This is a genomic window from Streptomyces sp. NPDC001502, assembly GCF_042894785.1.
Taxonomy (GTDB): domain Bacteria; phylum Actinomycetota; class Actinomycetes; order Streptomycetales; family Streptomycetaceae; genus Streptomyces; species Streptomyces kutzneri.
In genome coordinates this window covers 399,168-413,847 of the sequence record NZ_JBIAVW010000002.1, presented here as the reverse complement: position 1 = coordinate 413,847, position 14,680 = coordinate 399,168, and the positions used below count along the sequence as shown (strand labels likewise).

Genomic DNA, 14,680 nt, shown 5'->3' with positions numbered 1-14,680 from the left:
ATTCGCCAGGCTTCGCCAGGGCACGCCCGATGGTTCGCCACCTTGCGCTCGGTGTCAGGTAGGAATGCGCCTCCCCGACCCGGTTCACCGGCGGAACTCCCCAGGGTGAAGTACGGGATCCGGCGGGGCGGCGTACGCAACTCGTCGGCGCACGAAGGGATCCGTATCACCATGTACGCAGCAACGTCCTCCGTGTCCGCACCGGTCCGGCCGCACCGCACGCTCCCGGCTGGCGGCGGCCCCTACCTCGAACCCGGCCGCCCGTCGGCCCCGGCGCAGGGCGCCGCCCGGGCGCGGCGGATGCCGGGCACCGGGTCACTGCCCGTCAGCGGAAGAATCGACCTCTCGGGACCGCAAGGGGCGCAGCTGCGCACCGCGCTCGCCTCGGTGCAGCGGATCTGTCCGGAGTTCGCCCCGGTGCAGGTACTGCGGCGCAGCGGCCGTTCGGTCCTCCTGGTCGGCACCACCGGACGGATGACCGCCGTCGCGAAGGTCTTACTGGATCACTCGCCCGAGTGGCGTGAGCGCTACCGGCACGAAATAGCGGCATACCGGGCCTTCGTCCGGCACCGCCCGCCGGTCCGGGTGCCGCGGCTGATCGCCGCCGACCCCGAGAACTGCACGCTGGTGGTGGAGCGGATGGCGGGCCGGGTCGCGGCGCTGCAGCGGCACCCGGTGGAGCCGCCGCCGCGGGTGGACCTCCGGGCGGCCCTGGGCGCGGTGTGCCGGGTCAACCAGTGGCGGCCGCCGACGGAGTTGTTCGGCACCCCGATGAACTACGCACGGCGGATCGCCCGCGACTACGAGTTGGGCCTGCTGACCGATCGGGACCTCGGTGACCTGCAGAAGCTGCTGCACGGTGTGAAGCTGTCGGGCACGGCGCTGCAGTTCAACCACGGCGACGCCCTGCTGTCGAACCTGCTGCTGTCGCCGGCCGGTCCGGTCCTGCTCGACTGGGAGCACGCGGGCTGGTACCTGCCGGGGTACGACCTGGCCACGCTGTGGACGGTACTGGGCGACGCCCCGGCCGCCCGCGCCCAGATCAGCCGGCTCGCCCAGTCGGCCGGTCCGGCGGCGCGGGACGCCTTCCTGGTCAATCTGATGCTGGTCCTGACCCGGGAGATCCGGATGTCCGAGACGGCGGTGCAGCGCTCGATGCTGGCGACCGCCCCGACCCAGCCGCTGCCGGTGGGTGCCCTGTCCTCCGGTGAGGAGCAGCGGCTGCTGCTCCGCCGCCTGCACGACGATGCAGGGATGGCGCGCCGGGCGGTCCGCGCGGCGGTCGGCACGCGCTGACCGTCCCCCGATACGCGAAGTCCCGTGGCCCCCACCGCCACGGGACTTCGCCGTTCACGGGCGCGGAGGTACGGGAATGTCCCGCCGGGCTCCACTAGCGTGAGGAAACCATCGACGGGAGGCGCTGCTGATGAAGTCCGGAGTGCGCAAGTGGGAGGCGGTGCGGGAGTTCGCCCTCGGCCTTCCGGAGGCCAGGGAGGATCATCCGTGGGGGCCCGAGGACTGCGTGGTGAAGGTGAACAAGAAGATCTTCGTCTTCCTGGGCAACACCGACGGGCCCGGGCAGCCCGGCCTGTCCGTCAAGCTCAAGGACGAGGCGCTGCACGGGCACGCGATGGCCGCACCGGGAGCGGAGCCCACCGGGTACGGTCTTGGCCGCTCCGGCTGGGTGTCCGTCCCGCTGGCGGAGAAGGGGGCGCCCTCGGTGCAGGTGCTGTGCGAGTGGGTGGAGGAGAGCTACCGCACGGTGGCCCTCAAGCGGCAGGTGGGTGAACTGGACGCCCGGACGCGGGCACAGGACTGAGTGCTCGGCCTCATGCGGCGGCGCCGGATGCCTTGACATCACATGATCCCCCGAACACCTTTTCTGACTCAGCATCAGAAATGCTGGAGGCACTTCCCCTCCTCCCCACACCGCTGGAGCCTGCCCATGTCCGCAAGCGCTTCACGCACCAACCCCGCCCCCCTCCCGTCCAGACGTGCGGTCCTCGCCGGTACGGGGGCCGGGGTGCTCGCCGCCACCGTGCTGCCGTCCGCCACCGCCCGGGCCGACGGCGCCCAGGACGGGCCCCCGCTCGGCGAGTACGACGTCGTCGTGGTCGGGTCCGGGGCCGCCGGGATGACCGCCGCGCTCACCGCCGCCAGGCGGGGGCTGAGTGTGCTGGTGGTGGAGAAGGCCCCGACGTTCGGCGGATCGGCCGCCCGGTCCGGAGCCGGTATCTGGCTGCCCAACAATTCGGTGATCCTGGGTGCGGGGGTGCCGGACACCCCGCAGAAGGCCGCGACGTACCTCGCGGCCGTCGTCGGTCCCGGGGTGCCGGCCGACCGGCAGGCCGCGTTCCTCGCCAACGGGCCGCGGATGCTGGACTTCGTGATGGCCAACAGTCCGCTGAGGTTCCGCTTCATGGAGGGCTACAGCGACTACTACCCCGACCTGCCGGGCGGACTGCCGAACGGCCGCTCCATCGAGCCGGACCAGATCGACGGGAACATCCTGGGCGCCGAACTGGCCCGCCTGAACCCGGCGTACATGCCGGTCCCGGCCGGGATGGTGGTCTTCAGCCAGGACTACAAGTGGCTGAACCTGGCAGCGGTGAGCGCCAAGGGGCTCGCCGTGTCCACCGAGTGTCTGGCGCGCGGCACGAAGGCGGCGCTGCGCGGCGAGAAGCCGCTGACGATGGGCCAGGCCCTGGCGGCCGGGCTGCGCGCCGGGCTCCAGCGGGCCGGGGTTCCGGTGTGGCTGAACAGCCCGCTGGTGGACCTGGTCCTGGAGGGCGGCGCGGTCACCGGCGTGGTGGTGGAGCAGGGCGGCGTGCGGGGCACCGTACGGGCCCGGCGCGGGGTGGTCATCGGTTCGGGCGGGTTCGAGCACAACGCGGCGATGCGGGCGCAGTACCAGCAACAGCCCATCGGCACCCAGTGGTCGGTGGGCGCGAAGGAGAACACCGGCGACGGGATCCGGGCGGGACAGCGGGCCGGGGCCTCGCTGGCGCTGATGGAGGACGCGTGGTGGGGGCCGTCGATCCCGCTGCCCGGGGAGCCGTACTTCTGCCTCGCCGAACGGACCCTGCCGGGCGGGCTGATCGTGAACGCGAACGGCGCGCGGTTCGTCAACGAGGCGGCGCCGTACAGCGATGTGGTGCACGTGATGTACGAGAAGGACCGGGGCGCGGCCGGCTCGCACGTCCCGGCATGGCTGATCGTGGATCAGAACTACCGCAACAGGTACCTGTTCAAGGACATCCTGCCGACGCTCCCCTTCCCGGACTCGTGGTACCAGGCGGGGGCGGCGAAGAAGGCGTGGACCTGGGACGCTCTGGCGGGTCAGATCGGGGTCCCGGCGGCGGCGCTGCGGGCGACGCTGGGCCGGTTCAACGCGCAGGCGTGGAGCGGCAACGACGCCGACTTCCACCGGGGCGACACGGCGTACGACCACTACTACACGGACCCGAACGTGCACCCGAACTCGTGTCTGGCACCCGTCTGGGTCCCGCCGTTCTACGCGTTCAAGATCGTGCCGGGTGACCTCGGTACGAAGGGCGGCATCGTGACGGACGCCCGGGCGCGGGCCCTGCGCCCGGACGGTTCGGTGATCCCGGGCCTGTACGCGGCCGGCAACGCGAGCGCGGCGGTGATGGGCCACAGCTACGCGGGGGCCGGATCGACGATCGGCCCCGCGATGACGTTCGGCTACGTGGCGGCGAACGCCATCGCGGACGCGTGACGCCCGCGCTGGGGGATGCGGACGGTCAGCCCTGCTGGAAGAGCTCGGCGGGGAGCGGCTTCAGGAGGGCGTAGAGGTCATCGGTGATCGGGCGGTCCCAGCTGGCGATGGTGACCAGCACGTTGTCACTGCGGTCGAACTGGACGCAGGAGATGCGGGACTCCGACAGCTTGATCTTCCGGACGATGAGGAGGTTGTCGCCCTGCATGACGGGGCAGTCCTCGACGCCGGTGACCTCGACGTCCTCGTCGTTCTCCAGTGCGTCGAGGAGCTGGGCCACCTCGAAGGGGATCTGGCCGTCGGTGAGCTCCCGGGCCGGGGAGCCCTCCGGGAGGTTCCCGATGATCATCGCGGGGCCGCGTCCGCCGAACAGGTCGTAGCGGAGGAAGACACCCTGGCAGCTGCCGTCGGGCGCGGGCAGCAGCCCGGCCCCGAGATTGCCCGGCCAGTCCCCCGGGTCCATGGCCAGGACGTCGAAGTCCGGGCCGGCGGGTGTGGCGGCGCGGTGGCGGCGGAGGAAGGACATGCCGCCATGGTACGTGGCCGCGCGAGTTTTCCGGCCCGGGGGCCCGCATCCGGGGGCCTGTCCGGGCCGGGCCCGCCGGCCCGGCCCGTCAGACCGGGGGGACGAGCGTGAACCAGTGCGGAAGCAGGGCGGCGTCGCCTGTGACGCGCAGGGCGGTCGGCGGGAGGCGGCGCCAGAGGAACAGGGCGAGGTCGGAGGCGGTGCCGCAGGCCTCGACGTCCGCCGGGGCGGTGGTAGCGGGCTCCAGCAGGACCTGGTCCCCCGAGAGGACGACCGTCCAGGTTTCCGGTCCGTCGGTACGCCGGAAGCGGTACCTCTCCCCCGTGCCCGGCGGTGCCTGCTGCCAGCCGCGGCGGGCCGGGGCCATCACCTCGATCGTCTGGGTCACGGCGTCCGCGGCCACGGCCGGGTCGAGGCGGCCCGGCGTACCGGTCGCGGATTCGGCGTCCCAGCGGTGCACGGCCAGCTCGATCAGCTGCATCCGGAGCCAGAATCCCGTGGTCTGCTCCGCCGACCAGGTCCAGACCGCCGTGTCCGGCCCCAGCTCGTGGAGGAGCTCGGCCAGCTCCCGGGCGCCCTGCGCGAACCAGTCGGTCAGCGCGTCCGGGTCGCCGGGGACCTCGGGGAGGGTGAGGCCGGCCGGGTCGGGCGGGGCCGTGAGCCGTTCGCGCAGGACGTGCGCGAGGTAGCGGTGGACTCCGCCCAGGTGCCGGACGAGGTCGGTGACCGTCCAGCCGGGGCACGCGGGCACCGCGGGCACCGGCTCTCCGAGGTCGAACGCCCGGCGCACCGCCTTCTCGAACGCTGCCGCCTCGGTCCGGAAGGGGGCGAGTCTCTCGACGTGATCCATGGTTCCACCCCTGCCCACCGGGCGGCGGATCCGATCACGTTGAGCTACGGGCGAACGCCTCCAGTGCGTCCCTGAGCCCGGTCCGGTCGGTACCCAGCTTGCGGCAGGCCGCCGACAGTGCCCAGTCCGGCGCGGGCAGCACCACCGTCTCCGGCACGGGCTCCTTCTCGGCGCGCACCGCGAGGTCGGCCGCCTGCCGCTCCTCCTCCGTGAGCCCGTCCTCCCAGGCCAGCCCGCACGGCAGGGCGCCGCCCAGGCCCAGCAGGCTGTCGGTGGTCTCCGCGGCCAGCCCGTCCGCACCGCATTCCCGCGCCGTCACCACGGCCTGCATCAGCAGGTCCGCGTCCCGCAGCTCGGTGCCGAGCGCGGCCAGGGCGCAGGCCAGTTCGTAGCCCGCCGGTGAGGCCGAGAGCAGGGTGACCGCCTCCTGGAGGAGCCCGGCCCGCTCCTCGGGGGTGGCGACCTGCGCCGCCACCCGCAGGGCCTGGCCGATGCCCGAGGCGGCGCCGAAGGCGCGGGCCCGCCGGACGGCGTCGTCGGCGAGGGCCCGGGCCCGCTGCGGATCGTCCGCGGCGACCGCCCGGGCCAGGTGCAGCTGCCACGGGCACCAGGCCGGATTCTGGATGCCGCGCGGGGTCAGCCGCCGGTCGACCGCCTCCAGTTCGACGATCGCGGCCTGCACCTCGCCCCGGGACAGCAGCAGTTCGGCGTACACGGTCTGCGAGTCGGGGAAGACCACGGCCGCCGGGAAGGGGCTGCCGTACTCGTGCTCGCGGGCCAGCTCCCAGGCCTCTTCGGGCCGGCCCCGGGCGAGCAGGGTGGTGAGGAGGATGGCTATGGCGTACCAGTGCACGGGGGTACGCCGGCCCACGCGTTCGGCGAGCCGCAGCCCGGCCCGGGCCAGTTCCTCGGCCTCCACGAGCCGTCCGCGCCGGTAGCGGACGTAGGCCCGCAGGCTGTAGGCGAAGGAGAGGTGCGCCCCGCGCCAGCCGTGCCGCTCGAACTCGGCGGTGCCCGCCTCGAACAGCTCCTCGGCGCGTCCGGGCCGGTCGGTGTACATGTGGGCCATCGCGACCAGGACCGGGACCTCGAAGCCACGGTCCTCGTGGGCCCAGCTGAAGGGCCGCTCCAGCACCCGTCCGGCGTGGTGCAGCACCACGTCGACCGACTCGCCCCGCAGGCAGGCGTCCCAGGCGCGCAGCCCGATGATGTACCGCTCGGTGAGGTCGCGCCCGGTCAGCCGGTCGGCGAGGCGGGCGAGCCGGCGGGAGCGGGCCGGGGAGTCGGTCTCGGCGGCGTTGAAGGCGTCCCACATGAACTGCTCGGACTGCAGGCGCAGCCGGGCGCGTACGTCCTGGGTGTACGGGATCTCCCGTGCCAGTGATTCGGAGGCCTCGGCGAGCCGGTCGCTGTGCGCGAGGACCTGGGCGAGCCGGATGACGATGCCCTGGCGCAGGGCCGGGTCGTCGGAGGGCTCGGCGAGGGCGGCCCGCAGGTGGTTGACCGTGTTGGCGGGCTCGGTGAGCAGGGAGGCGCAGCCCAGTTCGTAGAGGACGGCGGCCCGTTCGTCGAAGTCCGGGGGTTCGAGCAGCGCGCGGGCGAGCTGGCGGCGGGCGGCCTCGGGGGCGCCGGCCCGCAGGTTCTCGCCGGCGGCCTCGCGCAGGGTGCGTACCACCCAGGGGTCGTTCTCGGGGTGGGTCTCCAGCAGGTGGCGGGCGGCGGCGGAGGAGCCGAGTCCGGCGTCGACGACGGCCGCCGCGGCCTTGCCGTGCAGGGCGACGCGGAGCGCGTCGGGGATGGCCCGGTAGATGGAGGTGGCGATGAGCGGGTGGACGAACTCCAGCCCGGCGTCGGCCTCGGGTTCCTCGGCGGCGGCCGCCGAGAGGATGCGGGCGTCACGCAGCCGCCGGGTGGCGTCCGAGGCCTCCTCGGCGCCAAGGGCGGCGACCCGGGCGGCGAGGTCCTGCGGAATGGCGGTGCCGAGGACGGCACAGGCCCAGGCGAAGCGGACGGTGGAGGGGCCGAGGCGTTCGAGGCGGGCGACGAGGCCGCTGCCGCGCTGGGCGGCGGCGAGGTCGCGCAGCTGCGGGGCGTTCGCCTCGACCGGGGTCAGGCCCTTGCCGCGGACCTTGGCGGTGAGTTCGACGGCCTCGAAGGGGTTGCCGGTGGTGACGGCCCAGGCCTCCTGGCAGAAGGCGTCGTCGGCGTGCGCGCCGACGGCCTCGCGGACCAGGGTGGCGACGGCGGCCGGGGTGAGCGGGGCCAGGGGCAGCGGGCGCTGTCCCGCCCGGCCGGGCAGCGTACGGAAGGCGTCGGCGTGCGCGGGCAGTTCGTCGGGGCGGTAGGCGACGACGAGGAGCAGCGGGAGGTGTTCGGCGCGTGGGGCGAAGGCGGCGAGCCAGCCGAGGGACTCGGGGTCCGCCCAGTGGGCGTCGTCGAGGACCAGGACGACGGGGGCGCGCTTGACGACGAGGTGGGTGAGCACCCAGTCGAGCCCGTCGCGCAGACCCTGGGGGTCGGGCGGGACGCCCTGTTCCGGGGCGCAGAGTCCGAGGGCCGGGCCGACGATGGGGTACCAGCCGCCGAGCGCGGCGCGCAGCTCCTGCTCGGAGGTGCCGGCGAGCTGGGGCTGGATGAGCTGGCGGGCGACGTGGAAGGGCTGGCTCTGCTCCTGTTCGCCGCCCCGGGCGGCGAGGACGGTGCAGTTGCGGGCGAGGGCGCGGCGGCGCAGTTCGGCGAGCAGGGTGGTCTTGCCGAGTCCGGCGGGGCCGGAGAAGGCGAGCAGCGCTCCACCCGCGTCCGGCCCGGGACCGGTGAGCTGGTCCAGGGCTTCGTCGACGATCGCGAGTTCGGCATCGCGTTCGACCATCGTGCGCCGTGTGCGGGTCCGGCGGTCCGTCATGGCTGGTACCCCCCAGGCCTGTTCGGGGGTTCAGCGTACGCCCGCGCGCAGCGCGAGGGATCCCAGTGCGGAAAAGAATCCGATCTTCTTTTCCGGGCGGCGTCAGTCGTGTACGGAACGGGCCGCGAGGCCCTTGAGGACGGCCACGGCCTCGGCGGCCCGGTCGGCGGCCACGAAGAGGTGGTCGTGGTGGTAGCCGGCGATGACGTTGCAGCTCAGACCGTGTGCGCCGAGTTCGGTGGCGAAGGCGGCGGTGAGCCCGACGGCGTCGAGGGCGGAGTGGATCCGCAGGGTGATCCAGCCGGCCGTGTAGTCGTAGGCGAGGCCGGCCGCGTCGGCGTCCTCCTGGCGCAGTACCAGGGTGAGGCCCTCGGGTTCACGGATGGTGGCGACGGGGGCGGTCCCGGCGGGGACGGCGGTGCCGTCGACGGTGCAGAAGACGTACCGCCCCTCGTTCAGCTCGGGCCGCATCCCGCTCAGGAGTTTCCGCAGGTCCTGCTCTCCGCTCATGCGGCCAAGCCTACCGATCGCCCCGGCGGTACCCGCTTCGCCGGGAGGCGGGCCACAGGTCCGTGCCGCAGGTCCGTGCCGCGCCCGGGGGCGTGCGTGAGGGGTCTTCGGCTCATGCGGGATCCTCCGAGTGGTGCCAGGAGCCGCCCCACACCTCGGCGAGCTCCTGCCGGTCAGCGGCCGCGAGGCGCGCCGCGAGGCGGTCCGCCTCCGCCTCCGGGTCCCCGTCGCCGACGTCCAGGGTCACCCCGAACTGGAGCCACGGCCGGCCCTCCCGATCCGCTGCGGCATCGGGGTGGATGAGCACCAGCTCCAGGCGGTTCCGCTCGGCCTGGTCGGTCCAGACCGCGTCCAGCTCGCACTCCCACCGCCGCGACCAGCCCGGAGCCGCCCGGCGACGGCGATGCCGCCCGCCCCCAGAACGACCCACGGGTCCTCTCCCGACCACGCTTCCCACAGCTCCGCCAGGACGTCGCGCCCGTCGACCACGGGTCGCACCTGCACCCATCCCCGCACCGGCGCCACGATCCGCAGCTCCAGCACCTGGCGCCGTCGCGCTCCCATCGTTCTCCTCTCACTCGTACACGTACAACCGCCGGTGCCACCACGGGCGCGGGCTCCCCGACCGGTCCGTGGTGGCGGCGTCCCGGTCGAACACCGTCCGTCTGCGGAACTCCGCGTCCAGGAGCCTCAGTACGCGGCCCAGCGCGCGCCTGGCGTCGGGCGGCAGGGTCCGGTAGGCGTCGGCGAGCTCGTCCCGGACCGCGGCGACGTCGTCGAGCGCGCACAGCGGGGCCGGGCAGACTGCGGCGGTCAGTCGCAGGCGGGAACCGGGGCTCCGCAGGAAGGCGCGGTAGCGCCTCAACAGGTCCGCGAGCGGGTGGAGGCGGTTCGAGGCCGTCCAGTGGACCTCCGCGCTCGCGGCGGGGGACAGCCGGTCCACGGGCGGCAGTTCGCGCGCCCAGGCGGGTGGCCGCCGGCCTGCGTGGGTTCCTCGTACGGCGCGCAGCGCGCCGGGCCGGCTACGCGGCATCGCCCTTTCGGCGGATGATCGTCACGGCCCCATCCTGCCGGGCCGCGCCGCGGCGCGCAAAGGGATTCGGCGGCCCACCGGGGCGGCGGCTCCCGCCCGGTGGTGCGCCGTCTGCTGGATGCCCGCGGCCTGGCCGGGACGTCTCTTCCGGATCCTGCCGGGCCCGCGCAGCCCGCCGGCCCCGCACCTCATCCCCCGGGCTTCGTCCGGGGGACCCCCAGGTTGTCGGGCCGGCCCGAGCACGTCCGGTACCCGGGCGGCCCTCCGCCCGCGATGCTTCTCCTCGGCCCTGCGGGCCCGGGGAGACCCGATGGCACCGGACGGACGCCGCGGGCCCGACCGGCACGATCCGGAAGAGACACCCTAGGTCAGGTCGAACTCACCGCCCCGCGCGTTCAGCACGAACTTGTGCCACTCGTCCGGCGAGAAGATCAGTGAAGGGCTCTCGGGACGCTCGCTGTTGCGCATCGCGATGAAGCCCTCGACGAAGGCGATCTGGACGTCGCCCACTCCCCGGCTGCTCGACTGCCAGTCCGCCTCGGTGAGATCGAGGTCCGGCTTCCCCCAGCCAGCGAGGGGCTGTGAAGTCATGCTCTCGGCCACGTGCGTGCTCCTCCCGGTACGTCGTCCGGGGGCAAGGTTAACCACCGCAGCGGGTGCCGGACAGGCCACGGTGAGTCACCCGTGGCCGGTCCGGCTCCCCGGCCGGCCCCTCCGTCGTCGGCCGGGCCTGTGTTCAGGAGGTCGGCTCCTGTGCCCCCACCAGCCACATCGCGAAGAACTGCGCGCCGCCGCCGTACGCGTGCCCCAGTGCCCGGCGGGCTCCCGGAACCTGGTGTTCCCCGGCCTGACCGCGGACCTGCAGGGCCGCCTCCGCGAAGCGGATCATGCCGGAGGCGCCGATCGGGTTGGTGGACAGCACGCCGCCCGACGGATTGACCGGAAGGTCCCCGTCGAGTTCGGTGACCCCGGCCTCCGTGAGCTTCCAGCCCTCGCCCTCCGCCGCGAAGCCGAGGTTCTCCAGCCACATCGGCTCGTACCAGGAGAACGGTACGTACATCTCGACCGCGTCGATCTCCCGCCGCGGGTCGGTGATGCCGGCCTGGCGGTAGACGTCGGCCGCGCAGTCCTTGCCGGCCTGCGGCGAGACGAAGTCCTTGCCGGCGAAGAGGGTGGGCTCGCTGCGCATCGCCCCGCCGTGCACCCAGGCGGCCGGCTTCGGCGAACGGGCCGCGCCCGCCCGGTCGGTGAGGATCATCGCGCACGCGCCGTCCGAGGAGGGGCAGGTCTCCGAGTAGCGGATCGGGTCCCACAGCATCGGCGAGGCCTGGACCTTCTCCAGGGTGAGGTCGTGCTCGTGCAGGTGCGCGTACGGGTTCTTGAGCGCGTTGCGCCGGTCCTTGTACGCCACCAGCGAGCCCACCGTGTCCGGCGCGCCGGTGCGCCGCATGTACGCGCGCACGTGCGGGGCGAAGAAGCCGCCGGCGCCCGCGAGCAGCGGCTGCTGGAAGGGGACGGGGAGCGACAGGCCCCACATGGCGTTGGATTCGGACTGCTTCTCGAAGGCGAGGGTGAGGACCGTGCGGTGGACGCGGGCCGCCACCAGGTTCGAGGCGACGAGGGCGGTGGACCCGCCGACCGAACCGGCCGTGTGCACGCGCAGCATGGGCTTGCCGACCGCGCCGAGGGCGTCCGCCAGGTACAGCTCGGGCATCATCACCCCCTCGAAGAAGTCGGGGGCCTTGCCGATGACGACCGCGTCGATGTCCGCCCAGGTCAGTTCGGCGTCCGCGAGGGCGCGCGCCGCCGCCTCGCGGACCAGTCCGGCGATGGAGACGTCGTGGCGGGCCGCCACGTGCTTGGTCTGGCCGATCCCGACGATGGCCACGGGCTCTTTACTCACCTTGCGTCCCCTTCCAGGACGGCGACCAGGTTCTGCTGGAGGCAGGGGCCGGAGGTGGCGTGGGCGACGGCCCGGTGCGATGCGCCGCGGTGGATCCGCGCGGCCGCCTCGCCGATGCGGATCAGGCCGGCGGCCATCATCGGGTTGGCGGCGAGGGCTCCCCCGGAGGGGTTGACGGTCACGTCGTCCGCGAGTCCGAGTGCCTTGCGGAGCACGACCTCCTGGGAGGAGAACGGCGCGTGCAGTTCGGCCGTGTCCACCGGGGCTTCGAAGACGCCCGCGTGCTCGGCGGCGAGCCGGGTGGACGGGGAGTCGGTGAGGTCGCGCAGGCCCAGGCTGTGGGCCTCGATGCGGTGGTCGATGCCGGTGATCCAGGCGGGGCGTTCGCACAGCCGGCGGGCGAGGTCGCCGGCGGCCAGGACGACGGCGGCCACGCCGTCGCCCACGGGCGGGCAGTCTCCGGTGCGCAGCGGCCTGACCTGGTAGTCGCCCTGGGGGACGGGGCCGCGGAGCTGGGCGTGCGGGTTGGCGGCGGCCGCGTCCCGGCTGCGTGCTCCCACGGCGGCCAGGGCGCTCTCGTCGGTCTCGCCCGCGTCGATCAGGGCCTGGGCCTGGAGGGCGGCCAGGGCCACCGCGTCGGGCCAGAGCGGGGCGACGTAGTACGGATCGAGCTGACGGGTCAGCACGTCGCGCACCGATCCCGGGGAGGACTTCCCGTACGAGTAGACGAGCGCGGTGTCGGCCTCGCCGGTCTGGATCTTGACCCAGGCCTCGTAGAGGGCCCAGGCCCCGTCCATCTCGACGTGCGACTCGGAGATCGGCGGCCAGGCGCCGACCCCGTCGAGGGTCATGGTGAAGGAGAAGGCCCGGCCGGCCAGGTAGTCGCTGGAGCCGGAGCAGGTGAAGCCGATCTCGCCGGCCTTCAGGCCGGTGGCGGCCAGCACCTGGTGGAGGACGGGCATGACCATCTCGACTTCGCTGAGCTCGTCGGTGCGGCGCAGGTGGTCGCTCTGCGCGAAGGCGACCACCGCGACCTCGCGGGCGTATCGGGCCATCAGATGAGCTCCTTGTACGCGTCGTAGTCCGCGTCCGGTTCGCCGGTGGGCCGGTAGTGGTCGGGGTAGCGGCCGCCCTCGGTCCATACGGGCTCGACGCGCAGGCCCATGCGGACCTGGTCGTAGGGGATGCCGCCGATCCGGCCGTGGAGGGCGAGGCCGGCGCCGTCGAGGGCGATGTGGGCGTAGACGTAAGGGACTTCGATGTCCAGGTTCTTGGCCTTGATGTTGACGATGCAGTAGGTGGTGACCGTGCCGGCCGGGCCGACCTCGACGCGGTCGGTGGTGGCCACCCCGCAGGTGGGGCAGGCGCCGCGCGGCGGGACGTACACCTTGTGGCAGGAGGGGCAGCGCTCGCCGACGGTCCGCCGCTCGGACAGGGCGTTGATGTACGCGGTCTGGGCGCGGCCGGGGCTGTAGACGTAGTCGAGGCGGGCCTCGGCGACGATGCCCGTGACGGCGTCGGCGAAGCCCCCGTCGTGCGGGACGGCCTCCCCGCCCGCGGGGCCGTCGTACGGTTCGAAGCAGGCGATGTCGGTGATGGCGCCGGCGCGCTCGGCGGCCCAGCGGACGCGGACGCGCATGCCGGTGCGGACGGCGTCGGGGCCGGGTGCGTCGAGGGCGTGCAGGAGGGCGGTGTCGGCGCCGTCGAGCTTGACCAGCACCCAGGCGAAGGGGGTGTCCAGGGGCTGTTGGGGGCGGGGCCGGTCGTTCCAGGCCCAGGTGGTGACGGTACCGGTGGCGGCGACCTCGACGAGCTCGCGGATCTCCTCGGCGGTGACGGGGTCGTACTCGACGGGCGGGACCATCACCTTGCCGTCGGAGGTCTTCACCCCGAGGACGGTGCCCTCGCGCAGCCCGGTGAGGAAGGCGCTCTGGACGGGCCCGAGGGACCGGGTGAAGGGGAACTCGACGATGAGGGGCGCGCGGAGCACCTCCGGTGGGGAGGGAGCTGTCATGGCGATTCTCCGATGCGATCGATTCCGGTGTTGTCAGCCCCGCCGACTCTTTGCGGCCCCGCCGGCACTTTCAGCCCCGCCGGCGATTGAGGCGCGGGGTCGGGGGCGGAGCCCCGATCTCTCAGCCCCGCCGACACAATCTCAGCCCCGCCGGCGATTGAGGCGCGGGGGTCCGGGGGCGGAGCCCCCGGCAACGGCGCCGCACCCGCACCCGCACACGGCCACGGCCACGGCCACGGCCACGGGCACAGGCACGGGCACGGCGTGCCCGAACTACTCGCGCCGATACACCGCGGGCCGCTTCTCGGCGAAGGCCCGCGCCCCCTCCTTCGCATCGGCGGTGTCGAAGATCGGCCACCCGCGCAGGAGTTCCGAGGCCAGTCCCTCCCGCTCCGTCATCTCGGCGGTCTCGTAGACCGACGCCTTGACCGCCTCCACCGCCAGCGGCCCGCACGCGTTGATCCGCTCGGCGATCTCCAGGGCCGCCGACAGCGCCGTACCGTCCGGCACCACCCGCCCGACCAGCCCGATCCGCTCGGCCTCGGCGGCGGAGTACGGGCGGCCGGTCAGCAGCATCTCCAGGGCGTGCGTACGCGGGATCTGGCGCGGCAGCCGCACCGTGGAGCCGCCGATCGGGAAGAGTCCGCGCTTGACCTCGAACAGCCCGAAGGTCGCGCCCTCGGCCGCCACCCGGATGTCCGTACCCTGCAGGATCTCGGTCCCGCCGGCCACGCAGTAGCCCTCCACCGCCGCGATCACCGGCTTGCGCGGCCGGTGGTGGCGCAGCATCGCCTTCCAGTGCAGGTCGGGGTCGGCCTTCAGGCGGTCCCGGTACTGGTCGCCGGCCATGCCCTTCCCGGCCAGGGCCTTGAGGTCCATTCCGGCGCAGAAGTCCCCGCCCGCGCCGGTGAGGACCACCGAGCGGATCCCGTCGTCGGCGTCCGCCTCCAGCCAGCCGTCGTACAGCCCCACCAGCAGCGGCAGCGAGAGCGCGTTCTTCGCCTCGGGCCTGTTCATGGTGAGCACCAGCGTGGCGCCGTGCCGATCCACGGTCAGGTGTTCCGTCCCACCCATTGCCGTCCTCCCGTCTCAAGACCTAGAACAGGTTGCAGTAGGGGAGGGTGCAGTTCAATAGTTTTCTGACACTCAGTCAGATTTCTTGGATGCCGCCCTTCCCAGTTGCCGTCTCCGGCGCTGTAATGA

The 14,680-nt window shown here is 73.6% G+C and carries 14 protein-coding genes; 3 read left to right on the top strand and 11 right to left on the bottom strand.

Going from position 1 to position 14,680, the window contains the following annotated elements:
- Positions 1-171: 171 nt before the first annotated feature.
- From ACFY0D_RS04275 to kstD, 3 genes are all read left to right on the top strand, one after another.
- Positions 172-1,296, top strand: coding sequence for an aminoglycoside phosphotransferase family protein (locus tag ACFY0D_RS04275; protein WP_390796869.1), 1,125 nt, complete (start codon positions 172-174; stop codon positions 1,294-1,296).
- Positions 1,297-1,426: 130 nt separating this feature from the next.
- Positions 1,427-1,819 (top strand): MmcQ/YjbR family DNA-binding protein, encoded by a 393-nt coding sequence (locus ACFY0D_RS04270; RefSeq protein ID WP_390796868.1) that lies wholly within the window; start codon positions 1,427-1,429, stop codon positions 1,817-1,819.
- Between the two features lie 126 nt (positions 1,820-1,945).
- Positions 1,946-3,739 carry a 3-oxosteroid 1-dehydrogenase gene (kstD, locus tag ACFY0D_RS04265; RefSeq protein WP_390796867.1) on the top strand — a complete coding sequence of 598 codons (1,794 nt, stop codon included), beginning with the start codon at positions 1,946-1,948 and terminating at the stop codon, positions 3,737-3,739.
- Positions 3,740-3,764: 25 nt separating this feature from the next.
- On the opposite strand, the gene ACFY0D_RS04260 is transcribed toward kstD, so the two are convergent.
- The 11 genes from ACFY0D_RS04260 to ACFY0D_RS04210 all read right to left on the bottom strand — a co-directional run bounded on the left by ACFY0D_RS04260 (position 3,765) and on the right by ACFY0D_RS04210 (position 14,551).
- The gene (locus tag ACFY0D_RS04260) at positions 3,765-4,265 is read right to left on the bottom strand and encodes a hypothetical protein (RefSeq protein ID WP_390796866.1); all 501 of its coding nucleotides are present in this window, start codon (positions 4,263-4,265) and stop codon (positions 3,765-3,767) included.
- A gap of 88 nt (positions 4,266-4,353) precedes the next feature.
- Positions 4,354-5,115 carry a maleylpyruvate isomerase family mycothiol-dependent enzyme gene (locus tag ACFY0D_RS04255; protein ID WP_390796865.1) on the bottom strand — a complete coding sequence of 254 codons (762 nt, stop codon included), beginning with the start codon at positions 5,113-5,115 and terminating at the stop codon, positions 4,354-4,356.
- Positions 5,116-5,149: 34 nt separating this feature from the next.
- Entirely contained in the window at positions 5,150-8,017 is a 2,868-nt protein-coding gene (locus tag ACFY0D_RS04250; protein WP_390796864.1) for an ATP-binding protein, read from the bottom strand.
- Positions 8,018-8,119: 102 nt separating this feature from the next.
- Positions 8,120-8,527, bottom strand: coding sequence for an ACT domain-containing protein (locus ACFY0D_RS04245; RefSeq protein WP_390796863.1), 408 nt, complete (start codon positions 8,525-8,527; stop codon positions 8,120-8,122).
- A gap of 112 nt (positions 8,528-8,639) precedes the next feature.
- A complete protein-coding gene (locus ACFY0D_RS04240) occupies positions 8,640-8,957 on the bottom strand; it encodes a hypothetical protein (protein WP_390796862.1) in 318 nt (105 codons plus the stop codon).
- Positions 8,958-9,101: 144 nt separating this feature from the next.
- Entirely contained in the window at positions 9,102-9,560 is a 459-nt protein-coding gene (locus tag ACFY0D_RS04235) for a hypothetical protein (RefSeq protein WP_390796861.1), read from the bottom strand.
- Positions 9,561-9,923: 363 nt separating this feature from the next.
- On the bottom strand, positions 9,924-10,151 hold the full coding sequence (locus ACFY0D_RS04230; protein ID WP_202505543.1) for a DUF397 domain-containing protein: 228 nt from the start codon (positions 10,149-10,151) through the stop codon (positions 9,924-9,926).
- Between the two features lie 145 nt (positions 10,152-10,296).
- Entirely contained in the window at positions 10,297-11,463 is a 1,167-nt protein-coding gene (locus ACFY0D_RS04225; RefSeq protein ID WP_390796860.1) for a thiolase domain-containing protein, read from the bottom strand.
- Complete coding sequence (locus ACFY0D_RS04220) at positions 11,460-12,518, bottom strand: thiolase domain-containing protein (protein WP_390796859.1); 1,059 nt, start codon at positions 12,516-12,518, stop codon at positions 11,460-11,462. The genes ACFY0D_RS04225 and ACFY0D_RS04220 overlap by 4 nt, the downstream gene beginning before the upstream one ends.
- A complete protein-coding gene (locus ACFY0D_RS04215; protein ID WP_390796858.1) occupies positions 12,518-13,477 on the bottom strand; it encodes a Zn-ribbon domain-containing OB-fold protein in 960 nt (319 codons plus the stop codon). The genes ACFY0D_RS04220 and ACFY0D_RS04215 overlap by 1 nt, the downstream gene beginning before the upstream one ends.
- Positions 13,478-13,750: 273 nt before the next feature.
- Entirely contained in the window at positions 13,751-14,551 is an 801-nt protein-coding gene (locus ACFY0D_RS04210) for a crotonase/enoyl-CoA hydratase family protein (RefSeq protein WP_390796857.1), read from the bottom strand.
- Between the last annotated feature and the right edge of the window lie 129 nt (positions 14,552-14,680).